Raw genomic sequence first — 24,261 nt, forward strand, 5'->3', positions numbered from 1 at the left:
TGGACTTGGGTAGCACATACACCTACAGAGTGCTTCGTTCGTCGTGGGGAATCTTTATCTCAATCACGGCTGATGCGTTCAAGGGCGAGGGGGGCAGCGATGGTGCTGTCCCCCTCGGGGAAGGCGTCTTCCTTGCGGATGCCACACAAGGTGCCGGACTTTCGCGCGACGTTATGGACATGCTCGCGAGAGGGCTAGGGCTGCTTTCGACTGAGATTGCATCGACCGGCTCGGGGGAGCGAATAACGGTTGTGGTCCAAGAAATTAGATATAACGATTGTGACTTTCAGGAGGAAGGGCTCGCGGCGGCGATACACGGCTGGGCTATTGCTGAGTTTGGGCTTCCCAAGAGAGATATCGCCGTCACTTTTGACAGGGAGGCAAATCGGTACGTATTCGATTTGCCGAATCCTGGCGATACGGCTAAACCCGCATCACCGACAAATACGTGAATCAGACGTTCTCTTAGTGAATCAGTGCTGCGAGGTAGATGTTCAGGAATTGCTGGCGGTCCTCGCTGCGGTGAGGAGCAATTCTCGCGACTCGTCCTCGCTCAGGCAGGCCGAGCGGATGTTGTCGTAGGCTTGGGCGTACAGGTCGACTTCGGTCTGCTTGTCGAGGAAGAGCGCGCCGGTGAGCATCTCGTGGTGGACGATGGTGGGTTCACTCGCATCGGGGAAGTCGAGGATGGTGAAGGGCGTGCAGGTTGCCGTACCGGCAGGTAGTCCTGCGGCAAACGGCAGGACGCGGACCGAGACGTTGGGTAGTTGGCCTGCGTCGACGACCCGGCGCAGTTGGTCTGCCATGATCTCGGGCGTTCCCACCGTACGAAGCAGTGCGGATTCGTCGAGGACGACGTCGACATCTGGCGGCGTCGGATAAATCCGGGTCAGAACGCTCGCCCGAGCGAGTTGGGCAGTGACAACGTCGTAAGTGACGTGCGCGTTGCTGACATTCGCATCGATGACCGTGGTGGCGTACTCCTTGGTCTGTAGCAGGCCGGGGATGAGTTGGATGTGGAAGATGCGCAACCGACTCGCGGTCTCCTCGAACCCCGCGTAGACGTCGAACCCCGGCGGCAGGCTGGCGTAGTCGTGCCACCAGCCTTTCTCCCGGGTTTTGGCGGCGAGGCCGACGAGCGCCTCGGTCATCGAGGGTTCAGCGCCGTAAAGTTCGCAGAGCAGCGCCACGTCCTCTGCGCGCACCGGCATTTCGCCGCGCTCCATCCGGTACAGCTTGATTGCCGGCCACCGCAACATGCCAGCCGGCGATGTCGGCGACACGTGGTCCTGCCGTTCGCGGAGTCTGCGTAGCTCCTGGCCGAGCCGGCGGCGCGGCACCGACGAGTTCGAGATGGGTGCGGTCACCGTTGGTCTCCCTGTGTGCGCATGTCGTGATCTGCGAAGCCACACAGTAGGAGCCGGGACGGGACGTTGAAACGTCCCAGCGGACGTTATTGCCGCCACATTAGTGGCCCTGAAACGTCCCTATCGTGTCCGGTACCGTGGCGGTGTGAGTCAACGTCTGCGTTCCGCGATGCTGCGAGCCCAACTGGACAGCGCAGCCCTGGCCGCTGCGGTGGGCGTTGACGTCAAGACCGTCAACCGTTGGCTCACCGGCCGGATCCCGCACCAACGCACCCGGCTGGCGGTTGCGGACGCACTCGGGGAAGACGAGGCCGATCTCTGGCCACGCGTGCGGCCGGACCTGGCCGCTGGAGCGGACAGCACCGCCGAGGTCGTCGGTGCCTACGCACACCGGGCCGACATTCCACACCAGGTGTGGACCTCGCTGTTGGCCGGCGCGACCAAGCAGATCGACCTGCTCGGCTACGCGTACCCGTTCATCATGGAGATGCTGCCGGACACGATGAACCGCATCGTCGACAAGTGCGCCAGCGGTGCCCGGGTCCGGATGGCGTTCGCCGACCCGGACTGCCCGCACGTCGCTGAACGCGACGACCTCGAACAGATCGGCGGTACGCTACCCGGTCGCATTCGCAACGCGCTCAACTTCTGCGAACCGCTGCATGATGTGCCTGGTGTCCGTATCGGTCTGCACGGCGTGCACCTGTACAACTCGGTCTTTCGTTTCGACCACCAGATGATCGTCACTCCACACCTGTACCGGGCGCGCGGCTACCAGCATCCGGCCCTGCACCTGCGGGAGCTGTCGCCGCACGGGATCTTCGCCGCGTACGCCGACCAGTTCGAACAGGTCTGGCAGACCTGCACCCCGTACCCGCCGCAGGAGGTGTCGTGACCCGCCGCCGGGACCACTACCGCGACCCGGACGCGCCCAGCGCCAACAGCATCGTTCCCGGCGGATCCGCGATCGTCACCGACGATCGCGGGCGGGTGCTGATGCAGCGTCGCGCCGACTCCGGCAACTGGTCACTGCCCGGCGGCACGATGGACGTCGGTGAAACGCTGCAGCAGTGCGTCATCCGTGAAGTCAGGGAGGAAACCGGTCTCGACATCGAGATCGTCGCTCTGCTCGGCGTCTACACCGACCCGGATCACGTGATCGCCTACGCCGACGGCGAAGTCCGGCAGCAGTTCAACGTCACCTATCTCGGCCGGATCGTCGGCGGCACCATCGCCGTCAGCGACGAGTCGACCGAGGTCCGGTTCGTCGACCCCGCCGACTTCGACCACCTCCCGATCCACGACACGGTACGGCTGCGCCTGCGCCACCACGCCGAACAGCGGACCACCCCGTACCTCGGATAGTCGCCGGTCGGGGCCTGAACCTCGCAAAACATCGGCGGGAACCAATGCAGTCGGCTCGCCGACCAATGTGTCGGTACGGCGGTCGTCGTACCCGCCGGAGGCGACGCGGCAGCCGACCTCGCCGGGCCGGCGAGCGCCGGTGCGGATCAGTGGAGAGAGGTCACAGATGGACCGTCGGGACATGCTGGGGGTGGCGACCGTCGCGGGCGCCGGACTGCTCGCCGGGGCCGTCGTGCCGGGGGCAGCGTCCGCCGCGCCAGCGAGCACGGCTACCGCGCCGGCCAGCGCCGCTGGCTGGCGCGAGCCGACGCCGGAACACCCGCTCCGGGTGCAGATCGTCATGTTCGACGGGGCCGAGGAGCAGGACTTCATCGGCCCGTACGAGGTGTTCTCCCTCGCCGGCGGGATGAGCGGCGGTGCCGTCCAGACCACCTACGTCAACGTCGACGGGCCGCGAATGGTGACCGCCGCGTTCGGCACCAAGGTCGCCGTCGAGCACGGCTGGTCGCCCCGCGCCGCCGACATCATCGTCGTACCCGGCGGTGGGTTCCGTCGCCCGGACGGCCCGGGGATCTGGTCGGAGATCAACCGGGGTGTGCTGCCGCGTGCGCTCGCCGACGCCCGGCGACGCGGCCTGATCATCTCGTCGCTGTGCACCGGGGCGATCATCCTGGCCGCCGCCGGACTGACCACCGGCCGGCCCTGCACCACCCACAACGGCGCCAAGGCCGAGTTGACCGCCCGAGGGGGAGTGGTCAAGAACGCCCGGGTGGTCGACGACGGCGACCTGGTGACGGCGGCCGGGATCACCTCCGGGTTGGAACTCGCCCTGCATCTGGTCCGCCGCCGGGTCAGCGCCGACCTGGCGGTACGCGCCGAGGAGGTGCTCGAATACCAGGCGCGCGGCACCGTCTGGACCGCGTGACGGCAGCGTTTCCGATCGGATTCCCCGCCGTATCGCCTTAACGATTGTTCGGTATGAGCAAAAAGGTATGTCACGCTGCCCTTGACCGGACACTTCGGACGCCGCACGCTCATCACAAGAGTCGATCCCCCGGGCCGTAGGCGCGACCCCGCCTGCCCTGCCGCGCGGATCGGCGGACGCAGCGACGGCAGGGGAGGCCCGGATGCGTACCCGATGGACGACAGCGGCGGTCACACTGGCGATGGTCGGCGGCCTGCTCGCCGGCCTGCCCGGCGCGTCGATGGCACACGACCCGGACACGCCGGCCGGGCGCGCCACGGCGGTCGAGTTCATGGCCCAACGGGAGCCGACCCAGGACCTGGCGCCGCTCGCCCAGGTCACCTGCAGCGGCGGGCAGGCCAGCGGTTACCCGTGTCGCAACGTCGACCTGCTGGCCTTCCTGCCGCTCAGCCAGATGGGCGGCAGCCAGGCCAACGACATCTGGGGCTGGACCGACTCGTCGACCGGCAAGGAGTACGCGATCGTCGGGCGCCGTAACGGCACCTCGTTCGTCGACATCTCCAACCCGGCCGCGCCGGTCTATCTCGGCAACCTGCCGGCCTACCAGAACCGGACGGCGATCTGGCGCGACATCAAGGTGTACCGCAACCACGCCTTCATCGTCGCTGACGTCAGCGGGCACGGCATGCAGGTGTTCGACCTGACCCGGCTGCGCACGGTCACCAGCCCGCAGACGTTCACCGCAAACGCGCACTACAGCCGGTTCGGCAACTCGCACAACATCGCGATCAACGAGCAGACCGGCTACGCGTACGCGGTCGGGTCGAACACCTGCAGCGGTGGCCCGCACATGATCAACATCGCGAATCCGACCTCGCCGGTCTACGCCGGCTGCGTCAGTTCCGACGGCTACACCCACGACACCCAGTGCGTCGTCTACCGTGGACCGGACAGCGCATACACCGGGCGGGAGATCTGCGTCAACTCCAACGAGGACACCGTCACCATCGTCGACGTGACCTCCAAGTCGAGCCCACGCCAGATCGTCCGGGCGTCGTACTCCGGCCGGCAGTACACCCACCAGGGCTGGCTCACCGACAACCACCGCTACTTCCTGCTCGACGACGAACTCGACGAGACCCGACGCGGCGGCGGCACCAAGACCTTCGTCTTCGACCTGTACGACCTCGACGCGCCCCGGCACATCGGCACCCACACCTCGTCGGCGGCGGCCACCGACCACAACCAGTACGTCAAGGGCAACTACAGCTACCAGGCCAACTACCGGGCCGGGCTGCGCATCCTGGACCTGCGCAACGTCTCCAGCGGTACGTTGACCGAAGCCGGCTACTTCGACATCTACCCGTCGAGTAACACCGCCTCGATGAACGGGGCGTGGAGCGTCTACCCGTACTTCGCCAGTGGCACCGTCGTGGTCTCCGGGATCGAGCAGGGCCTGTTCGTCCTGCGCCCGAACCTGCCGACCATGATGTCGGCGGCAGACCGGCCGGTGACCGTCGACCGTCGGATCCCCGCCTGATGACCGTCGGATCCACCCGTCGACCGATCCCGCCGGCCGCGACGCCAGCGGGGTCGGTCGACCCGTCATCCGCGTCCCCTGACCTACCGGCCGCCGACCCGTCCGCGCCTACCAGCCGATCCGGCGGGGGCCTGCGGGTCGGGGTCGTCGCCCTGTTCGTGGTGCTCGCGGCGGCGGCCTTCGTCGCCGGCCGGGCGACCGCCCCCGCCGGCACCCCCGCCCGAAGCGCCGGAGCCAGCCCCGCCCACGCCGGCCACGACGTCGGCGGACTCAGCGTGACCCAGTCCGGCTACACCCTCGTGCTGTCCGGCGCACCGACCGCCGCCGGTGTCCCCGGCGAACTCGCGTTCCAGATCACCGGCCCCGACGGCCAGCCGGTCACCGCGTACCAGCGCAACCACGAACGTGACCTGCACCTGGTGCTGGTGGGCCGCGACTTCGGCGGCTACCAGCATCTGCACCCCGCCCAAGACGCCGACGGCACGTGGCGGGTGCCGGTCACCATGCCGTCCGCCGGCAGCTACCGGGCGTTCGCCGACTTCGTCCCGGCCGGCGAGCAGACACCTGTCACCCTCGGCGTCGACCTGCTGGTCACCGGCGAGTTCACCCTCCGCGAACCGCTGCCACCCGACGAGGCGACGGTGCTGGTCGACGGCTACACGGTCACCCTCGACGGCGGGCTGCGGCCGGGGCAGGCCAGCCAGCTACTCGTCTGGCTGGGACGTGACGGGGCGTCGGTGCCGGACCTGGAGCCCTACCTCGGCGCGTACGGACACCTGGTCGCCGTACGCCACGGTGACCTCGGCTACCTGCACGTCCACCCGGCACCCGCGACCGCCCCCAGCTCGGTGGTGGCGTTCGCCGTGGCGGTGCCGTCGGCCGGCACCTACCAGCTGTACTTCGAGTTCCAGCACGGGGGAGTGGTCCGCACCGCCGAGTTCACCCTCACCGCGTACTGACCGCCCCGCTCACCGGGCCCGGCGGCGGGACGACCGGCGGCGGTCCGACGGCCGTCGGCGGTACGGGTACGACCTCGTACCCGTACCGCCGTCACCGGCCCGGCCCACCGCGCCGCCTGCGCCGCCGCGCCTCAGGCCGCGGTGATCAGCCGCAGCGTCTCGTCCAGGTAGCGGCGCGACGCCAGCAGCCGGGGATGCGGATCACCGGTACCGCAGTACTCCACACTCACCGCGTCACAGCGTCCGGAGTCGACCAGCGAGCGCAGCCAACGATGGTTGTCCACCTCGCCGCCGGCGGCGTCCACCGAGAAGTCCGCCACGCCGCCCCGAACCACGCAGTTCTTGAGATGGAAGTAGACCGGCCAGTCGTCGAGCACACCGAGGATCCCTGGTTCGCGGTCGGCGACACTCAACGCCGCCGCGTTGCTGGGGTCGACGGTGACGGTCATCCCGGGACGGTCGACGCGGCGCAGCAGCCGGGCGGTCGCCGCCGCCGTGTCGTGCACCGTGTTCGGATGGATCTCCACCCCGATCCGGACACCGCGGCCGGCGGCGTGCTCGGCCACCTCCTGGTAGGCGGCCGCGACCCGGTCGTAGTCGTCGTCGGTGGCGATCGCGCTGCCGTTGCGCCGCCAGTCCTCGTCCCACCGTGCGGCGTCGTGCACCAGCCAGCCGCCGGAGCCGTTGATCATCGGCACGCCGGTCGCCGCGCACGCGTCGATGATCGAACGGACCCGATCGATGGTGGCCCGCCGTACCCGCTCGTCCCGGTCGGCGAACATGCCCCAGTAGCCGGCGCATTCCACCGCCAGGCCGGCCTGCCGGGCCTGCTCGACCGCCCGGACCAGCTCCGCGCCCGGATCCGCGCTGTCGAAATGGCAGGCGGCCAGCTCGACCGCCGGCCAGCCCTGTAGCCGGGCCACCCGGAACACGTGCTCGCGCGGATAGTCGCGCAGCGCGTAGCTGTGCAGCACGGGCCGCACGTCAGCGCCCCGACACCGGGGCCAACGCGGCGGCCGTCCCCACCTGGATCGGTACCGGCCCGGTCGCGGTGGCGGCGACGTCGGCGATCGCGTACAGGATCTCCACGTCGGTGACACCGCGACGCAGGCTCAATTCCGGCGGTACGGGCGCACCGGCGGCGCACGCCATCAACGTCCGGTACTGGCTGACGTACGGGTCGACGGTGACCAGTTTGGACTGGTGCCAGCCGGTGCCGTTGCAGTAGTCGACCGTACCGCCGCCGTTCATCGCCCAACCACCGTTGACCTGCAAGATGCCCTCGGTGCCCACGAGCGAGTAGCCGGACACCTCGGCCGATGCCGGTTGCTGGTCGAAGGTGAACGACGTCTCCAGGTGCAGGTACCGCTGGTCGTCGAACCACAGCGTCGCCTGCGCGTACAGCTCGGTGCGTTCTGGATCGTCGATCGGGTACGCGGTGGCCTGGCAGCGCACCGGGTCGGCGCCGAACAGGTCGACCGCCGTCAACACCGGGTAGATGCCGAGATCGGCCAGGCAGCCCAGCCCGCCCTCGCTGCGCCGGCCCCGCCAGTCGTACTTGCGCCACCCCAGCCGGGCGGCGACCATCGCCCGCGGCTCGCCGATCGCGCCGGTCCGCACCAGCCGCGCCGCCTCGATGTTGGCGGCGTTGTGCTTGGCCATGTAACCGACCAGGGCCGTGGTGCCGGTCTCGTCGGCGGCCTCGGCGATGGCCCGGGCCGACTCGACCGTGTGCCCCAGCGGCTTGTCGACGATGGTGGGAATCCCGGCGCGCAGGGTCCGCAGCGCGTACGGCTCGTGCAGGTGGTTCGGGGTGGCGATGTGGACCGCGTCGAACCCGGTGGCGAAGAAGCGTTCCACGTCGGTGGTCAGCAGCGCGTCGGGGCAGAGGTCGGCCACCGACCGCAGGGCCAGCGGGTCCGGGTCGAGCACCGCCGCCACCCGGGCGTCCGGCATGGCGGCCAGCGCGGGGGCGAGGGCGATGCGGGTGAGCGCGCCGGCTCCTACGATGCCGATCTGGTAGACCATTGCATGCTCCTTCCAATCGATGCTGCACTGATCGACGACGATGGACTGCGGTGGGTGGTGGCGGGGACGGCGACGGCGGCATCGGCTGCCGGTTGCCGGGCCCCGTAGAGGACGTGGGTGCCGGCGTTTCCGGCGGTGTCGCTGGCGCTGGCGGCGAGGTTTCCGGCGCTGCCGGCGATGTTGCCGGCCAGGTGTCCGAGCAGAGCGTCGAGACCGTCACGCAGGCTGTCCCAGCGCCGGTCGGCCAGCGCCGGCAGGTCGTCCCGACGGTGCGGGCGGGCCGCCGGCCGGTCGCCGCGCCAGCGGCGCAACACCCGGCCGAGCAGGTCCAGCCCGACGCGGAGCTGACCGGCGTGCCCGTCGAACAGCTGTGGCAGTGTCCCGGCGTCGGCGGCGGCCCGCAGCATCTGGTAGCCGAACGCCACCTCGTCCGGGTTGATCAACACACCGGTCCCGCCGCCGGCCCAGGACAGCCGGGTCTGGCACCACGCCCCGTCGGACCAGTGCAGGACGTGCAGTCCGGGTGCCAGCACCCCCGCCCGGGACAGGGCACCGGCCAGCCAGGCGTGGTCGTACCCCCACGCGTACTGCTGCGATCTGGTGGCCCCGGGAGTGTCCCGTGCTTCGTCGGCGACCAGCGCGGCGGGCACGGACCACAGCTCGCCGAGTCGGGACAGCATCGCCATCGCCAGCATGTCCTCGCTGCTGCCGTACGGTGTGTCCGGGTAGAACAGCGGACCCCGCCGCCGTACGTGGTCGAGGACCGGCGCCTGACGGGTCAACAGGCCGACGGTCCTGCCGGTGACCAGGGAGCCGAACGCGGTCACCGACAGCAGGTCGTACCGTCCGTCGTGGACCGCCCCGGCCAGCCGCCGTGGCCGGCCGTGGCCGGCCGTCGCACCGCTTGCCAGCCACTGGCCGGGGTCGGCCACCGGCACCACCCGGGGGCAGGCGGCGACGGCCCGCGCGGTCCGGTCCAGGACCCCGGTCAGCGCGGGCAGCGCGTCCGGTGCCAGCGCCGTGTCGTCGTCGAGGAACAGCAGGTGGCGCCGGCGGACCGGCGAGCTGTCCGGCAGCGCGGCCAGCGCGTCGAGCCCGGCGTCACGGGCGGCCGCGGCGGTGTACCGCGACCGCCCGCCGATCGACCGGGCGGTGCCGGCGGCGGTGGCGTCGACGATCAGGTACGGCCGGCCGGTGCCGGCCAGGTAGCTGCCGATCTGCCCGGCGGCGGCAGCGGTCAGCCCGTTGTCGACGACCACGAACGAGACCGGCCCGGTGGCGGAGCGCGCGACGCTGTCCAGACACCGCCGTAGCCTGGCCACCCGATCGCCGACGACCGGCGAGTAGGTCGGCACCAGCACGGTCACCCCGTCCGCCGCGCCGTCGCGGTGGCTGGCGGCACCTCCGCCGCCGGCCACCGCTGCGGCCGGTCCCGCGTCGCCGGCCACCGCTGCGGCCGGTCCCGGCCGACACATCAGCTGGAAGTATGTCGGGTCCATCGCCTGACCTACTGGTAACGGCTGATGAAGCCGCGCCGCTGGAACGTGCGCAGCATGGCCGAGGTGAAGACCAGCGCGAGCGTCATGAACACCACGGTCGCGAACGCCGCGACACCCAGCTGCCCCCAGGTCGCGCCGTCACCGGTCATCGCCGCCCGAGCCGCGTCGAACACGTACCGGGGCGGCAGCAGCGCCGACAGCGGCTGCAGGAAGCCGGGCAGCACGCTCGTCGGATACAGCGCCCCGGACAGCGGCAGGACCACGAACAGCAGCCCCCAGACGAGCGCCTCGGCGGCCGCGCCGAAGCGCAGCACCAGGCCGATCACGACGAACGCCAGCGCCCAGCCGTTGAGCAGCAACAGGGCGATCACCGGCAGGATGTCCAGCCCGATCGGTGCCAGGTCGAACCCGTACAGCACGACCGCGGCGACCGTGACCGAACTGACCCCGATCACCACCTTGAGCATTCCCTGCAGCGCGGTGCCGGCCAGCCATTCGACCGGTCGCAGCGGGGTGGTCAGCAGACTCGGCAGCTGGCGCGACCACGCCTCTTCGTTGAACCCCGACGAGACCGCGATCTGCGCCTGGTAGACGACGTGCCACATGATGATGCCGGCGATGACGGTCAGCGCGGTACGGGTGGCACCGGTGGGTGCCTGCTGTTGCATGAACAACGCGATCGAGCCGTAGAGCACGGCGTCGACGACCGGCCAGACGACCATGTCGAACAGGCGCGGCGGGTTGCGCAGGGTGACGTGGATGTGCCGGCTGGCCACGGCGACGGTACGCCGTAGCGACGCCACCGGCGGACTCAGAGTGGTAGCGGTCACGGGGTCACGCTCCGGGGCTGGTCGAGGTCATGGCCGTGGCCTGCTTTTCGGCGTTGAGGTGCAGATAGACGTCTTCGAGGGTGTTCTGGCCGAGCCGGGCCGCGATGACCTCGGTGGCTTCGTCAGCCACCACCCGGCCGGCGGCGAGGAACACCACCCGCTCGGCGAGCCGTTCGACCTCGGTCATGTTGTGGCTGGTGACCAGGAGAGCGGTGGACCGTTGGCGGCATTGTTCGAACAGCTCGTTGCGGACCCGCAGCGCCACGTCCGGGTCGAGCGACGCGGTCGGCTCGTCCAGCACGATCAGCGCCGGGTCGTGCATGGTCGCCTTGACGATGCCGACCAAGGTCCGCTGTCCGCTGGACAGTTCGGTGCCCTGCTGGCCGGCGAGGTGTTCGATGCCGAACCGGCGCAGGCCCGCCAGCGCCTGTCCCTTCGGATCCCGGGAGCCGTACAGCCGGCCGTACATCACCAGATATTCGAGTACCTTGATGTGGGTGGGCAGGGGTAGATAGCCGGAGGCGTAGCCGACCCGGTCGAGCACGGACCGCCGACCTCGGACGGTCCGCTGGCCTAGCAGTTCCACGACGCCGTCGTCGGGTCGCACCGCGCCGAGGCAGGACATCAGGGTGGTGGTCTTGCCGGCGCCGTTGGGGCCGACCAGGGCGACGCGTTGGCCCGCCGCGACCGTCAGGTCGACGCCGTCGACCGCCATCCGGTCGCCGTACCGTTTGCGCAGTCCGGTGACGCGTAGCAGCGGTGTGGTGTTCATCGTCGTGCTCCTTTCGCTGGTGCCGACCATCAGGTCGGCTGTTGACGTGATTGCGCGGCCGTCGCCGACGCCGTGGCCGTCGCAGGCTTGGCTGTCGCCGACGCCGTGGCGGGCTGGGCCGTGGCCAGATTCGCCAGCAGCACGCCGACCTCGGCCAGGGTGGATCGGCAGGCGTCGGCCTGACTCAGTTGCACCGGCCGGTGGGTGGTGGTCACCGCGACGACTCGGCAGCCGGCCGCCCGGGCGGCGGCCACCCCGTGCGGCGCGTCCTCGACGACGACGCAGTCCTCGGGCGCCACGCCGAGCCGTCGCGCCGCGAGCAGGTATCCGTCCGGTGCCGGCTTGCCACGCTGGACGTCTTCGTCGAAGACCGCCACCGGCGGCGGTGGCAGGCCGGCGGCGCTCATGCAACGCCGCACGAACCACTCGCTGCCGGAGGTGGCGATCGCCCACGGCACCGCCGGCAGCGTCCGCAGGAGCGCGGCGGCGCCGTCGACCGGGCGGACCTGGCCGATCCTGGCCAGTACGGCGTGGTCCAGCGCCGCCCGTTCCCGATCCGGGTCCAGGTGGGGCGCGACGGACCGCAAGGTGTCCGCGCTGCGCCGCCCGTACGTCTCGACCAACACCGTGGCCGGGTCCAGGCCGTGTCGCAGCGCCCAGTCACGCCAGATGTCGGCGAACAACGCGCCGGTGTCGAGCAGGACTCCGTCGACGTCGAACAGCACCGCGCGCATGTCAGCCTCCATCCGATGTGGGGTGTTCGTCGCCGTGGCTGTGGCCGTGGCCGTGGCCGTCACCGTCCGATCGGGTCGTCCCGGTGGCCGACACCGTGACCAACAGGCTCCGTCCGGCCAGGCTGCGGTGGGTGGCGGCCGCCACGTCGTGCAGCGCCTGCGAGGTGGCCCGCAGCGGATCCGTCGCGTCCGGTGCCGGGCCGGGGCCGGCGTCGACCACGACGACCGCGGTGTGCGGATCGGGAAAGACCGCCTGAAACGAGTGGTGGTTCCAGGCGGGTCCGGTGTGGACCTCGCACCGGCGTCCGGTAGCGGCGGCGAACGTGGCTGCCGACGGCAGGCGCTCGACCTGCCCGTACGCCACGACGTGCAGCCGGTGGATCCCGCCGCGGTCAGCCAGCCAGGCCGCCGCCAGTTGGGGCAGCGCCGCGCCGGTCGCCGCCGCGCCGAGCCCATCGGCGTCCCGGCGGCCGGTGTCGGCGGCCGGCTGCCCGGACGTCACGCCGAGCAGGCGCTTGTACGCGGTCACGTTGGTGTGTTCCACCGGCCGTAGTCCGGCCCGTAGCGCCAGGCAGGCGACGAACACCCCGGCGGTGTACATGGCGGACATCAGCCCGGCCAGTCCGACCGGATGTCGGTCGAGGTCGAGGACGACGTCCGCGTCGCCGGGGTCCGTCGCCTCGACGCGCGTCGGACCGGTCGCCACGTCCACCCACGGGCGGAACGTCGTCGACTTGCCGCACAGCACCTGGCGGCCGAGTTGCGTGAGCCACCGCCGCAGCCCGTCGCCGGCCCAGCGTGGTGGCACCAGCAAGATCCGGACCGTACCGGTGACCGGTGCCCGGACGGCGAGCGCCGCCGCCCGGGCACCGAGACTCCGGTGGTCGCGCAGCAGGTCGCCGTACGCCGCCGGCAGCTGGTCCGGTGCGGTCAACGCGGCCGGGACCAGGAAGCCGGTGGACAGCGGAGCTCCGAGCATCGCGACATGCTCGGGGTCGCCGCCCGGTGCCAGTGGGAAGGCTCCCGGCCCGGCCCGGTCCCGCAACCAGACCACCGGCCGGTCCGTCCGGCCGGTCAGCGCGGGTGTCACCCGCGCCAGGTGGCTGGTCTCCAGTGTGCCGCCGGACGCCGAGATGGCCAGGTACGCCGACGGGGCGTGGTCGGATCGGTGGCCCACGGCGGCGCGGATGGCCTGCGGACGCAGGTCGTCGAGCACCCGTAGGTCCCGTTGGCGGGTGGGCAACTCGGCGACGGCCTGTGCCGCGAAGCTCCACCCGCCGGTGCCGAGCACCAGCACGCCGCCGGGCCACGGTCCGGCGTGGTCCGCGCGGCCCGTCAGGCCCGCGCGCACCGCCGCCACCGTACGGGCGACCTCCGGCCAGGCCGCCGGGGTGACCCAGCCGAGCCGGGGTACGCCGTCGAGCACGCACCGTTCGGTGATCAGCCGGGCAGCGGCGACGCGTCGGTCCGGGGCGACACGTCGATCCGCCACGCTCTCGCGTCCGGTCGAGGTGTCCGGGCCGGCCGTCGGCGCCGTTGCCGCCGCTCGCCGCACCGCTGACCACAGCTCGCCGGCGGACAGCTCCGCCAACGCCGCCGACTCGGTGGGCGGCGCGGCGGTGCCGGCGGGCCGCCGCCCGGTGGTCGTCCGCTCGATGGTCGTCCGTTCGACGGTCGTCACCGGGCACCGTCCCAGGCCGGGAGATCGCCAGCGGTCATCCGTCGCACGGAGTGGCCCCGCTCACTCAGGTCCACCACGACCCGCAACGCCGGCTCGCCCCCGAGTCGTCCGGTGACGGTCAGCTCGTCGAGCACCGCTGGCGCGGCGTCCAACGACACCACGTGGCTGATCAGCGGGGCGAGATCCAGCGTTCCGCCGGCGTCGGTGAAGCTCGCCTGGATCGCGGCCTGGAAGTCGTCCCGGTCGGCGCCGCGTGACCCGACGAGGACCGCCTCGCCGCCGCCCGGGAGCCGGACCGGCTGCCGCACTCCACGGCTGCGGATCGGTTGCGCCGGCAGACCCTGACCGTCCGGGGTCCGGATCACCGCCCCGGGCAGGAACCCGCCGTACAGGTGGACCGAGGCGCCGGGAGCGAGACACGGCCACAGGGTGGCGAGTGTGCGCGGGCCGGTGTCCCCGCCGGTCGTCATGATCACCGCGTCGGCGCCGGCGCCGCCGGTGCGTGCCGTGACCCAGCCGGCGAGCCGGTCGTCCAGCGTGGCGCAGTCGACCGCGTCGATCACGCCGCGATCGATGGCAGTGACCAGTCGGCCGGATCCCCGGTTGGCCAGCAGCACCTGGTCGGCGCCCCACCGCCGGGCCAGTAGCACGTGCAGCAGGCCCGACACACCGGCCCCGATGACCAGGACCCGTCGACCCTTCCACTGGTCGTGCTCACCGGCGAGGCGCATCGACCGCACCGTGCAGGCCAGTGGCTCCACCAGCACGCCGGCCGCCGTCGGTGCCGTCGGCAGCTCGATCAGCTGCCCCCGGGCGGCGAAGTGGCTGTCCCAGACCGCCACCTGCCGGAACACTCCCGGCAGGTTGTGGCCGAGCTTGTCGTGCTCGTCGTACGGATGGTTCGGATTGACGGTGAACACCGAGCCGACCGCCGGATCGGTGACGTCCGCGCCGACCTCGACGATCCGGCCCACGCACTCGTGGCCGAGCACGCCCGGCTCACATCCGCGCTCGCCGCGCAGGATCTGCAGGTCGGTGCCGCAGATGCCGGCGTACGAGATCTCGGCGACGAATTGTTCGCGCCCACACCGGGGTCGGTCGTAGCCGCGCAGCGACACGCCGCTCGCCCCGATCGGTTTGTGCAGTTCGCGGGCCCGGTCACCGAGGCAGTCGAGGAACCGGCCCATGCCGATCAGGCTGTCGTCGTCGTCGAGCGAGGGTGAGACCAGCGCTTCGACGTCGCTGGCGGTCCAGCCGGTGAACCAGCCGCCGGTGGGCAGCAACTCCCGCAGGTGGGACCGCAGCGCGGCGAACCACGGCTCGCCGACTCCCCGGGCGAACCCGCCCATGACGACGACCTGCCGCAGGCCCAGCTGCGCCGACAGCTGCAGCAGGTAGAGCGCCAGCGGCCGGGTGGCGGTGGCCAGCACCGCGGTGGTGAACGCGTCGCCGTCGTTGGCGGCGGTGGCGATCGCCTCGGCCGTGATCCGCTCGGGATCCCCGGCGGTGATGGTGGCGAGCGTGGACGCCCGCCATCCGGTCGGGTCGGCGGTGGCCTGCCGTACCGTGGCGCGGACCGTGGCGGGTCCGCCGACGTACGAGCAGAGGTCGCCGGTGTTGCCGCACTCGCACCACGGCAGCTGCGCCGCTGGTGGCCCCGAACTGACCGGGACGTGTCCGACCTCGCCGCCCAGCCCGTCGGCGTCCTGCACCAGCTTCGACTCGATCGGCAACGCGTCGTCGAACACCTTGACGGCGACGCCGGTGCTGATCGTGACCAACGCGAACCGGCCCAACCGCCGGTACCGCCACGCCGCCGCCGCGATGTCGTTGGCGATCTCGATGGTGGCCCAGTCGAGCCGCTGACGCAGCGCGGCGGCCAGGTCGAATCCGGTGCTGGGTTCGTGCCAGAGCATGCTGGCGTTGCGGACGACGCCACCGGAGTCCACGGTGGCGCCGATCGCCACGCCGACGCGACGCAGCCGGTCGGGGTGGCTGGCCCGCAGCCGGTCGACCTCGGTGGCGATCCGGTCGAGGTGCCGGTCCCGCGCACCCAGTTTCGGGGTGGGGAAGCGCACCGTGCCGGGCAGCAGCGCACCGTCGCGGTGGACGCCGATCCGGGTGGTCGTTCCTCCGATGTCGACCACGATGCTGGCGGTCATCGCACACCTCCCACGGTACGGACCCGGTCACGCAGCTCGGCGCAGACCGTGCGCAGCAGATCGACCGGCACGTCGTCGAGCGAGTCGATGAACTCGCCGACGCCGATCGCGCTGGGGACGACCAGATGCAGCTTGCCGCCCTTGTGGGGCACGACGTCGTCGCGCAGCTTGCGCCAGAGCAGGTCCGGGTCGCACGCGTCGTCGTGGATGGGTAGTCCGGCGGCCTGGAGCAGATCGAGCAGTCGGTCCAGATCCGACCAGGACAGCTGGCCCAGGTGGGCGGCGATGGCCGACGACAGGGCCATGCCGATGGCGACGGCCTCGCCGTGCCGCAGCCGGAACCGGGTCACCGCCTCGAGCATGTGTCCGAACTCGTGGCCGAAGTCCGGCAACCGGCGTAGCTCCTCCTCGAAGGGGTTGGCTTCGAGTTGCCGCAGCATGGTGGAGATCGAGCCGTCGAGCACCGCCCGTACCTGCGGGGTGTGCACCCCGGCGGCCAGGTCGCCGTGGTGCTGCTCGATAAGCTCGAACAGCGACTTGTCGCAGACGACGCTGATCTTGATCGCCTCGGCGAGGCCGCACCGCAGTTCCGCCGCGCTCAGGGTGCGCAGGAACTCGGTGTCGCAGACGCAGGCCAGCGGTGGGTGGTAGGCGCCGAGCAGGTTCTTGTGGCCCCTGACGTTGACGCCGACCTTGAGCCCGATCCCGGCGTCGATCATCCCGACCAGCGTGGTCGGGATCCGGACGTACGGGGTGTCGCCGTGGTACAGGTAGGCGGCGTATCCGACGATGTCCAGCACGGTGCCACCGCCGACGACGAGGATCCGGTCGTCGCCGCCGAGGCCCAGACCTTGTGCGGCGTGCAGCACCCGGCCGACCTGATCGAGGGTCTTGGCCCGGTCCGTGGCGCGGACCGGCACGATCGTGAACCGGGACAGGTAGCCGTGCGCTTGGTAGCGGGCCAGCAACCGGTGCACGGTCGCCAGCTGACGCGGGGTGTACGGGTCGACCGCGACCAGCGCTTGTCCGCCCGGTGGCAGCAGATCGGCCAGTGCCCAGCTCTCCGGGTCCATCAGCCGGTCGGCGAAGCGGACCGGGAAGCTGGCCGGTACCTGTATCTGCGAACTCGCCCGGGTCACCCGCCCCGACCGCGGCTCGCTGCGCAGCGGGTGCCGCTGTGCGCGCGACCTCCTTCTGGCCCAGCCGCTGTCGGGCACCGCTGGCAGCCCGGCCAACGTGGTCGTCAGCAGGGTCCGTTCCACGGCGACGAGCTCACCTCCGTCACCGTCGGTGGGCAGCGGCACCGCCACCGTGCCGCCGGCCACCGCGTTGCGGCTCGCCGACCAGCGCAGCACCGCCGCGCTGTCCGGCAGGGCGGTCAGTACGTCGCCGGCGATCTCCGGGTGCAGGGCGGTGGCCGTCCCGGTCAACCGCCGCAGCGCATCGGTGCCCAGCACCCCGATTCGGTGCGCGACCCGCGCGGCGAGCAGGATCGACCAGATCCGGCGCAGGTGCGCCGGTACGGCCGCCGGAGCCAGCGCGAGCCAGTCGGACCCGAGCCGCCACATGGCCTGTCCGGGTCCGATCCGGTCGACCAGGCGGACGACCGCGGCGAGAGCCTCGGCGCGGGCCTGGTCACTGGCGACGCCGTGCTGCGCCATCCGGTCCAGCACCTGGCCGTCGAGCGTGCCGAGGAGCAGCGTGGTGGCGTTGTCGGCGGCCCGAGCCGGGACGTCCGTCGGGCGGTGGGCGAGAACGGCGCGTTCGTCGACGATGACGTGGCTGGCCCGCTGCAGGGCGCTCACCGGTGCGTCGCTGAGCCCGACGCGGACGCCGTGGCCGACGGCCGCGACCGTGGCGGCGAGGTCGTGGTGGACCCGCAGGGCCGGCGTCCACCGGCGGTACGAGGCGGCGGCGACCGCGACGATCTCGCCGATGCGCGCACCGCCGACGGCCAGGAAGACGTCCCGGCGGCCCAACTGCGCCCGGGTCGCCGCCTCGACGACGTCGTCGCAGGCACCGAGTCCTTCGGCGTCCTGGTCGGTCGCTTCGACCAGCAGGTAGTCGTCGAGCCGGCCGGCCGCGCGGGCGGCCTGGAGATAGTCGGTCAACTGCCGGGCCCGCGTCCCGGCCATCGGATCCAGGACCACGACGAGCCGCCGGGCGGGGCCCCACGCCGCCGCGAGCACGTCGTCGCCGGGGGCGAACAGGTCCGGTGCCACGTCCAGCCGGAACGACGCCGTGACCTGGGTCCGCAGACACATCAGTTGGTCGTCGACGGCGGGGGTCGGTGTGTGGTGGGCCGATCTGATCGGGGTCATCCCGTCACCTCCGTGATCTGGCGCTCGCCGGGCCGAGAACCGGCAGCGGCCCGGCCGGGTCAGGCATCGGCCGGCCCGGACGTGGCGTCGTCGACCGACTTCGTCAGCAGCTCGATCAGCGGCGTGCGGGGCAGGCAGTTCTCCAGCCGGAAGGACCGCATCATCTCGTCGATGTCGCTCTCGGTCATGCCCCGGAACAGTTCGCCGAACTCCGGAAGCATGGCCTGGGAGAACAGGGTGTGCGGGATGAGCCGGTTGATCTGGAAGTCGGCCCCCCACGGGAACGGGCACCAGTCGGGGAATTCGCGCGCGATGACAGCCCGTACCGGTTCCAGCACGTCGGCGATCCGGGCGAGGTCGCCGCCCCACAGGTCGACGGCGAGTCGGGCTTTCTTCTCCACCACCGGTCGGATCCGACGCATCCAGAGGCTGTCGGCGGCCACGGTCAACGGCGACACCACGCCGATGTCCTTGTACCCCCAGTACACCCAGCTGGCCTGGTGCTTGTCGTAGATGTCGAGCTGGTCGGCCAGCAGATTGAGTCGCATCTGGTCCAGTTCGGCCTCGCCGGTGAACACCGCGTTGAATTCGCCGACGACGATCGGCGTACCGGTCTGCTGCATGTAGTCCACCCGGTCGAGGAAGCCACCTTCGACCGCCGCCTTGTCCCAGAACTGCACCGGCGGCTCGGCCGTGGCGCCGCTGCCTTCTTCCGGCGCGACGACGTGCATCAGCTCGAACGATCCCGGGTAGCGGCTACCGGGCATGAATCCGGGCGGCGGGTAGTCGTGCGGCGAGTAGATGACGTTGGGCATCGGCTCGCCGAAGAAGTGGAAGTCCATCGCGTACCGGTTGCCGTCGAGGAAGATGATGTGCTTGTCGTCGACCTCGCGAATGGTTTCGACGAGCCGCCGGTATACCGGGCCGACCCGCTTGGCGGTGGGGTCGGCCGGCTCGTTGAGCGGGTTGTAGCCGATGACCCAGGGCTCGTCGCGGTAGTGCGTGGCGATGGCCCGCCACAGGTTGGCCACCCGGTCCTGGAAGTGCGGGTGCCGCCAGAAGTGGGCGACGTGGGTGGGGTTGTCGGAGTGCCAGTCTTGGTTCTGGTAGCCGGGCACCGCGTGCAGGTCCAGCATGGTACGGATGCCGTGTCGCGCACACAGCGCGATGACCCGGTCCAGGTGACGGAAACCGTCCGGCTTGATCTCGAATGGCCGGTCGTCGCTTTCCAGGAACTTGTAGTGGAACGGTATCCGGACCAGATTGATGCCCAGTGACGCGAGGTAGGCGGCGTCGGCTTCGGAGAAGAAGTTCTCGATGAACCGCTCGTAGAAGTATGTGGTGAGGTCCGGCCCGAGCACATGGCGGATCGCGGTTTCCTGGCCTTCCTCGTGGCCGGGGAAACCGGTGATCCAGTTCTCCATCAGCAGCCATCCGGCGAGCCCGATTCCACGGAGTACGACCGGGTCGCCGTTGTCGTCGACGATGTGCGAGCCACTCACCTTCAGGAACGGCGTGTGCTTCGTTGACATTTCCCGACACCTCCTGCTGTCCCGTCTGTTCGCGAACGATCTCGTTCGCTGCCGAGGACGTTAGGAGTGGCCGTGGCGCCGGCCAAGGTAGCGATCGGGTGGGCGGCATAGGTGTAGACCAAGGTCGTACGACCCGTACGACCATCGACCGCAGGCGATGCGCAGGTCAGGCGACGCGCCGGCGGTCGGCGTTGCCAGACGATCGTCGGTGCCGGGCGTGATCGGTGCGACGAGCCGGTCGACGGCGGCGGGTCGGCGAGGAGGCGACGATGAGTATCGATGCTGCTCTGGTGACTACGGCGGCGGTGCGACTGACTACGGTGGCGGTGCGACTACGCCCCAGGACGGTGGCCCTCGCCTGGTCGGAGTCCCGCCCGCTGGTGCAGGCCATGTTCCAGCTGCGGTTCATGGTCGCGGCCGTGCTCGCGGTCGCCGCCAGCGGGCTCAGCGTCCACCCGGCGCGGCTGGCGGCGGCGGCGGTGGCCTGGCTCTGTGCGACGTGGCACGTGTACCTCCTGAACGGCGTCAGTGATCGGGTCGCGGATCAGGCGAACGCCTCGCGCCGACCGGTCGCGTGTGGTCGGTTGCCCAGCGGCCACGCGACCGCGCTGCTGTCGATTCTCGCCGGGTGCTCGCTGGTGTTCGGTCTGCTGGCCGGTTGGCGGGTCATGCTGTTGGCGGCTGCGATGATGTGCCTCGGGAGCCTCTACTCGATGGGCCGGCGGGCGGCGAAGTTCAGCGTGCCGGGTTCGATGGCGGTGATCGCCGCCGGCGGGCTGGCCACCTACCTCGCGGGGTGGTACGCCGCCGGTGGCGGTGTGCCCAGTGGATCGGTCCTCATGGTGGCGATGGTGATGTCGCTGTGGATGAGCCTCGCCGGGATGACGAAGGACCTGCCCGATGTGTGTGGCGACCGGCTCGCCGGCCGACGGACGCTCCCGGTCGTGCTCGGCGAGCGCCGCGCCCGGTCGGTGATGGCGTTGATGGTGACGGGGCTGGCGCTGACCGTGATGGCGATTGCAATCCATTTCGGGGTGATGGTTCCCTTCGCGGTTACGATCCTGATCGGAGCGAGTGCGGTCGTTGTCGCGTTGATTGGCCGACATTGGTCGGTTGAAAGCCGAATTCGTGCGCCGTACCGACGGTTCATGGTGACCCAGTACGGCGCCCACCTCGGTGTGCTGGTCGAGAGCCTCCTGTGACATGACGACGATTGACGGTGCCGTGGTCATGGGTATAGTTGAGACGCTCGATCAACTGATCGGCGACACGCGGGACATCGGGACGCGGGACATCGGGACGCCGGACATCGTGATTCGCTGTCCCGACAGTCAGGATCTTGACGTCCGTCACGCCGCTGACCCGGAAGGCCGGTGCAGTGCCGCATACTCCGGATCGTTCTCAGGAGCCGGACGACGGCGAGCACGCCACTGCCGAGCACGCCACCGTGGTGGACGAGATTCGCGAGGCCTACCTGCGCGAACTGCAATCGCGTGGCAGCGTGCTGATCCGCGATCCCGCCCACACCGCGGAGCTGGCCCGACAGGTGGGCCACATCATCGAGGACGTGGTGCACCGAGCCGACTCCGCGACCAGCACCTCGATGGGCGCGACCGGCGAGGCGCGACTCTTCTCGGTCGAGGTGGGTGCGAGTCGGGCCCGCAGCGGGATCCATCCCAGCGAGTCGCTGCGGGCGGCGTCCCTGCTATTCGAGGTGGCGTTGCCCCTGCTGGCCGGGCGGATCGCCCGCGACACCCGGGACCGCGACAAGGACTGCCGCGACGGCATCCATCAGGTCATGATGATCAGTCGGGCACTGCACGAGGCGGTGATGGACCGGGTCGCTCTCGCCTCACTGTCGTACGTCGACTTCCTGATCGAGAAGCTGCAGGCCTCCCGCCAGGAGGAACGTCGACGCATCGCCCGCGAGTTGCACGATCGGGTGGGCCACGGCATGGGTCTGGCGATGCAGCAACTGGACCTCTTCCAGTTCTACTCCGTCAGCGATCCACAGTTGGCACCGGACAAGCTCAGCAACGCGTTGTCGTCGTTGACCGAGGCGCTGCGGACCGTCCAGCAGCTCTCCGCCGAGCTCCGGCGTTCGGTCGGCAGCGCGACCATCGAGACGGCGTTGCGGGCGTACCTGCACGCCAACGTGCCACCAGAGATCGTCGCCACCCTGCGGATCTCCGGGGACGTGAAGACCCTTCCGTCGAACGTGAGCGAGGAGTTGTACCTGATCCTGCGCGAGGCGACCCGCAACGCGCTACGGCACGCCCGGGCGACATCGGTGATGTTGACGATAGCCGTCGGGGAGGACGTCGTCACCGCGTCGGTCGTCGACGACGGGTCGGGCTTCGACCCCACCGGCCCGTCCGCCACCAGCGGCGGCGGCCTGCCGTCCATGGCGGAACGAGCCGAACTGCTGCGCGGCAGCCTGCACGTCGACAGCGCCCAGCAAAGCGGTACGACGGTGACCGTACGGGTACCACTCACCTCGGGCGCACTGTGAACGCCGGGACGATCCGGATCGTCCTGGCCGACGATCACACGCTGTTCCGGGAAGGGATCCGGGAGATGCTGTCGACCGATCCCGGTCTCGCCGTCGTGGGATCGGTGGCCAACGGTGACGACGCCGTGGCCCTGGTGGTCCGACACCGCCCCGACGTGCTGCTGCTCGACGTGGAGATGCCGGGCCCCGGGGCGGCCGGAGTCATCCGGCAGGTCCGACGGTGTTCACCGGAGACCCACGTGATCGTGTTGACGATGCACGACGACTCGGCGATGGTCCACCATCTGCTCGACAGCGGAGCCTCCGCCTACCTGGCCAAGTCCAGCCTGCGGATCGAACTGGTCGCGGCGGTTCGCTCGGTGGCCGAACAGTCTGACTCCGTCCTGCTCGCGGTGTCCCGTCGGACCGTCGAAGGACTCGAACAGCAGCGTCGGAACAGTCAGCACGGTCTGCTGACCGATCGGGAGGTCGACGTGCTCACCCTGACCGCCCAGGCGTTGAGCAACGGGCAGATCGCGGCGCGATTGCACGTCACCGAGGCGACCGTCAAGCGGCACTTGACGAACATCTACGCCAAGTTGGGTGCGGTGTCCCGAATCGACGCCGTCCGAAAAGCAACCGCCGCACGGCTGATCACTCCTGCCGACGAGGACGCGCCCCGCGGCGGCTGAGCCGCGCGGCCCTTGATCGGAACACCCTGTCGTCACAGCCGCGCGGCCCACCGCTCGCGGGATGTGCGGGACCGTCTTGTGGAGAACCTTCAGATGTGTAGTGACGAGACACGCTTCCGCGTGGTCGTGAACGCGTCCGCTCAGCTCGGCATCTGGCCGATCGGCCGACCGCCGCCCCGTGGCTGGCAGGTGACGGCGATGGCCGGAGCGGTCCGCCGCTGTCAGGACTTCATCGACCAGATACCACCGGCCGGGGCCCGTGAGCTGGCCCACGCCCGCCAGCCCGGTCCGGGACCGGCGGCATCGTCGAGATCCATCGTCGAGTTGTTCGACCGCACCGCGCGTGCCGCCGCGACCGTTCTGGTGCTGCACGAGGCGGGCCGGCAACTCACCCTGGGCGAGCTGCGATCCCGTAGCGTCGCCGTCGCCGACGAACTCAGCGGCATCGGCGTCGGCGGCGGCGACCGGGTCGCCGTCTGCCATCCGGTCGGCATCGACTTCGTGGTGGCGATGCTCGGCGTCCTGCGTGCCGGCGGTATCTGCGTGCCGGTCGACGTCGAGGCGTCCATCGAGCGACGCGACGCTATCCTGTCCGACGCCGGTGTGTCCGCGATCCTGGCCGGGGGCCGGCCACGCCGGTTCGACTCCGGCCCGGCCGGAGAATTCGCCTGGCAACCGCAGCCGGGTGACGCCCTGGTCGTCTATCCGTCCGACGTCGGACCCGATCCGGTCGGCGTCGTCTGGCGGCACTCCCAGCTGCGGGGGCTGGCGGTGGGAGAGCCCGCCGGCGTGTTCGACGGCGGGTCGGTTCTGGTGCGACACCGGCCCGACGACGGGCTGCTGCTGCTCGAACTGGTGTGGTCGTTCGGCACCGCGGCGAGCGCGGTCATCTTCGACGACACCACCAGCGCTACCGGTGGTCGCCGACCGCGGGCGTCGACCGGTGCCCCGGACATCGCGTTCAGCGCCGCCCCGATCGACCATCCGGGGGAGCGCCGGACGTTGTTGTGGCGCGGAGGTACGGCCGGCGCGCCGGTGCAACTGTGGGGTCTGGGCGACAGTACGGTGGTCGCCACCGGCGCCTCCGCCGACGGCCCGGGGCGCCCACTGCCCGGGGTCCGCTTCCTCGTCCTGGACCACGATCTGACCATGGTGCCGACCGGGGCGACCGGACGTCTGCACGTCGCCGGCTGGCCGGTCGGTGGTGGATATCTCGGCCGCCCGGGGCTCACCGCGCAACGGCTCATCCCGGACCCGTCGGGCCCGCCGGGTAGCCGCATGGTGGACACCGGGATCGTGGTGCGGCGCCGCACCCGTGATCTGGTCACCTTCGGCTGACGGTGGGTTCGCCGCCGACGGCCGC

General features: G+C 70.8%; 21 protein-coding genes. 10 read left to right on the forward strand and 11 right to left on the reverse strand.

Annotated features, from left to right (window positions below; all coding sequences use genetic code 11):
• Nucleotides 1-5 precede the first annotated feature (5 nt).
• Nucleotides 6-452, forward strand: a complete 447-nt coding sequence (locus O7632_RS16735; RefSeq protein WP_278115432.1) for a hypothetical protein — start codon at nucleotides 6-8, stop codon at nucleotides 450-452.
• Nucleotides 453-494: 42 nt separating this feature from the next.
• On the opposite strand, the gene O7632_RS16740 is transcribed toward O7632_RS16735, so the two are convergent.
• Nucleotides 495-1,367, reverse strand: coding sequence for a helix-turn-helix transcriptional regulator (locus tag O7632_RS16740; RefSeq protein ID WP_278115434.1), 873 nt, complete (start codon nucleotides 1,365-1,367; stop codon nucleotides 495-497).
• 169 nt (nucleotides 1,368-1,536) lie between these two features.
• On the opposite strand from O7632_RS16740, the gene O7632_RS16745 reads away from it, so the two are divergent.
• The 5 genes from O7632_RS16745 to O7632_RS16765 all read left to right on the forward strand — a co-directional run bounded on the left by O7632_RS16745 (nucleotide 1,537) and on the right by O7632_RS16765 (nucleotide 6,156).
• Entirely contained in the window at nucleotides 1,537-2,262 is a 726-nt protein-coding gene (locus tag O7632_RS16745) for an XRE family transcriptional regulator (protein ID WP_278120118.1), read from the forward strand.
• Nucleotides 2,259-2,732, forward strand: coding sequence for an NUDIX domain-containing protein (locus O7632_RS16750; protein ID WP_278115435.1), 474 nt, complete (start codon nucleotides 2,259-2,261; stop codon nucleotides 2,730-2,732). The genes O7632_RS16745 and O7632_RS16750 overlap by 4 nt, the downstream gene beginning before the upstream one ends.
• 166 nt (nucleotides 2,733-2,898) lie before the next feature.
• Complete coding sequence (locus O7632_RS16755; RefSeq protein WP_278115436.1) at nucleotides 2,899-3,657, forward strand: DJ-1/PfpI family protein; 759 nt, start codon at nucleotides 2,899-2,901, stop codon at nucleotides 3,655-3,657.
• Nucleotides 3,658-3,859: 202 nt separating this feature from the next.
• Nucleotides 3,860-5,197, forward strand: coding sequence for a choice-of-anchor B family protein (locus O7632_RS16760; protein ID WP_278115438.1), 1,338 nt, complete (start codon nucleotides 3,860-3,862; stop codon nucleotides 5,195-5,197).
• Nucleotides 5,197-6,156 (forward strand): hypothetical protein, encoded by a 960-nt coding sequence (locus O7632_RS16765; protein ID WP_278115440.1) that lies wholly within the window; start codon nucleotides 5,197-5,199, stop codon nucleotides 6,154-6,156. Before O7632_RS16760 ends, O7632_RS16765 begins: the two co-directional genes overlap by 1 nt.
• Nucleotides 6,157-6,287: 131 nt before the next feature.
• On the opposite strand, the gene O7632_RS16770 is transcribed toward O7632_RS16765, so the two are convergent.
• Genes O7632_RS16770 through O7632_RS16815 form a run of 10 tightly spaced genes read right to left on the reverse strand, consistent with a single transcriptional unit; the run spans nucleotide 6,288 to nucleotide 19,715 of the window.
• The gene (locus tag O7632_RS16770; RefSeq protein WP_278115442.1) at nucleotides 6,288-7,130 is read right to left on the reverse strand and encodes a sugar phosphate isomerase/epimerase family protein; all 843 of its coding nucleotides are present in this window, start codon (nucleotides 7,128-7,130) and stop codon (nucleotides 6,288-6,290) included.
• A 10-nt stretch (nucleotides 7,131-7,140) separates the two neighbouring features.
• Nucleotides 7,141-8,184, reverse strand: a complete 1,044-nt coding sequence (locus tag O7632_RS16775) for a Gfo/Idh/MocA family oxidoreductase (protein WP_278115443.1) — start codon at nucleotides 8,182-8,184, stop codon at nucleotides 7,141-7,143.
• Entirely contained in the window at nucleotides 8,160-9,683 is a 1,524-nt protein-coding gene (locus O7632_RS16780) for a glycosyltransferase family A protein (protein ID WP_278115444.1), read from the reverse strand. The genes O7632_RS16775 and O7632_RS16780 overlap by 25 nt, the downstream gene beginning before the upstream one ends.
• 8 nt (nucleotides 9,684-9,691) lie before the next feature.
• On the reverse strand, nucleotides 9,692-10,513 hold the full coding sequence (locus tag O7632_RS16785) for an ABC transporter permease (protein ID WP_278115445.1): 822 nt from the start codon (nucleotides 10,511-10,513) through the stop codon (nucleotides 9,692-9,694).
• Between the two features lie 4 nt (nucleotides 10,514-10,517).
• The gene (locus O7632_RS16790) at nucleotides 10,518-11,285 is read right to left on the reverse strand and encodes an ABC transporter ATP-binding protein (protein WP_278115446.1); all 768 of its coding nucleotides are present in this window, start codon (nucleotides 11,283-11,285) and stop codon (nucleotides 10,518-10,520) included.
• A 29-nt stretch (nucleotides 11,286-11,314) separates the two neighbouring features.
• Nucleotides 11,315-12,019: an HAD-IA family hydrolase gene (locus O7632_RS16795; protein ID WP_278115448.1), complete on the reverse strand. Its 705-nt coding sequence runs from the start codon at nucleotides 12,017-12,019 to the stop codon at nucleotides 11,315-11,317.
• Nucleotide 12,020: 1 nt separating this feature from the next.
• Complete coding sequence (locus O7632_RS16800) at nucleotides 12,021-13,700, reverse strand: hypothetical protein (RefSeq protein WP_278115450.1); 1,680 nt, start codon at nucleotides 13,698-13,700, stop codon at nucleotides 12,021-12,023.
• On the reverse strand, nucleotides 13,697-15,862 hold the full coding sequence (locus tag O7632_RS16805) for an ROK family protein (RefSeq protein WP_278115452.1): 2,166 nt from the start codon (nucleotides 15,860-15,862) through the stop codon (nucleotides 13,697-13,699). Before O7632_RS16805 ends, O7632_RS16800 begins: the two co-directional genes overlap by 4 nt.
• Nucleotides 15,859-18,183, reverse strand: coding sequence for a hypothetical protein (locus O7632_RS16810; protein ID WP_278115453.1), 2,325 nt, complete (start codon nucleotides 18,181-18,183; stop codon nucleotides 15,859-15,861). Before O7632_RS16810 ends, O7632_RS16805 begins: the two co-directional genes overlap by 4 nt.
• Before the next feature lie 59 nt (nucleotides 18,184-18,242).
• A complete protein-coding gene (locus O7632_RS16815) occupies nucleotides 18,243-19,715 on the reverse strand; it encodes a cellulase family glycosylhydrolase (protein WP_278115455.1) in 1,473 nt (490 codons plus the stop codon).
• Nucleotides 19,716-19,984: 269 nt separating this feature from the next.
• Between O7632_RS16815 and O7632_RS16820 the strand changes: the two genes are divergently transcribed.
• The 4 genes from O7632_RS16820 (at nucleotide 19,985) to O7632_RS16835 (ending at nucleotide 24,236) form a co-directional block, all read left to right on the forward strand.
• Nucleotides 19,985-20,917 (forward strand): UbiA family prenyltransferase, encoded by a 933-nt coding sequence (locus tag O7632_RS16820; protein WP_278115456.1) that lies wholly within the window; start codon nucleotides 19,985-19,987, stop codon nucleotides 20,915-20,917.
• Between the two features lie 137 nt (nucleotides 20,918-21,054).
• Nucleotides 21,055-22,227 carry an ATP-binding protein gene (locus O7632_RS16825; RefSeq protein ID WP_278115458.1) on the forward strand — a complete coding sequence of 391 codons (1,173 nt, stop codon included), beginning with the start codon at nucleotides 21,055-21,057 and terminating at the stop codon, nucleotides 22,225-22,227.
• A complete protein-coding gene (locus tag O7632_RS16830) occupies nucleotides 22,224-22,898 on the forward strand; it encodes a response regulator transcription factor (protein WP_278115461.1) in 675 nt (224 codons plus the stop codon). Before O7632_RS16825 ends, O7632_RS16830 begins: the two co-directional genes overlap by 4 nt.
• Before the next feature lie 93 nt (nucleotides 22,899-22,991).
• Nucleotides 22,992-24,236 (forward strand): AMP-binding protein, encoded by a 1,245-nt coding sequence (locus O7632_RS16835; protein WP_278115462.1) that lies wholly within the window; start codon nucleotides 22,992-22,994, stop codon nucleotides 24,234-24,236.
• The last annotated feature ends 25 nt before the right edge of the window (nucleotides 24,237-24,261 follow it).

The sequence above is a fragment of the Solwaraspora sp. WMMD406 genome (assembly GCF_029626025.1).
In the GTDB taxonomy this organism is placed as follows: Bacteria; Actinomycetota; Actinomycetes; order Mycobacteriales; family Micromonosporaceae; genus Micromonospora_E.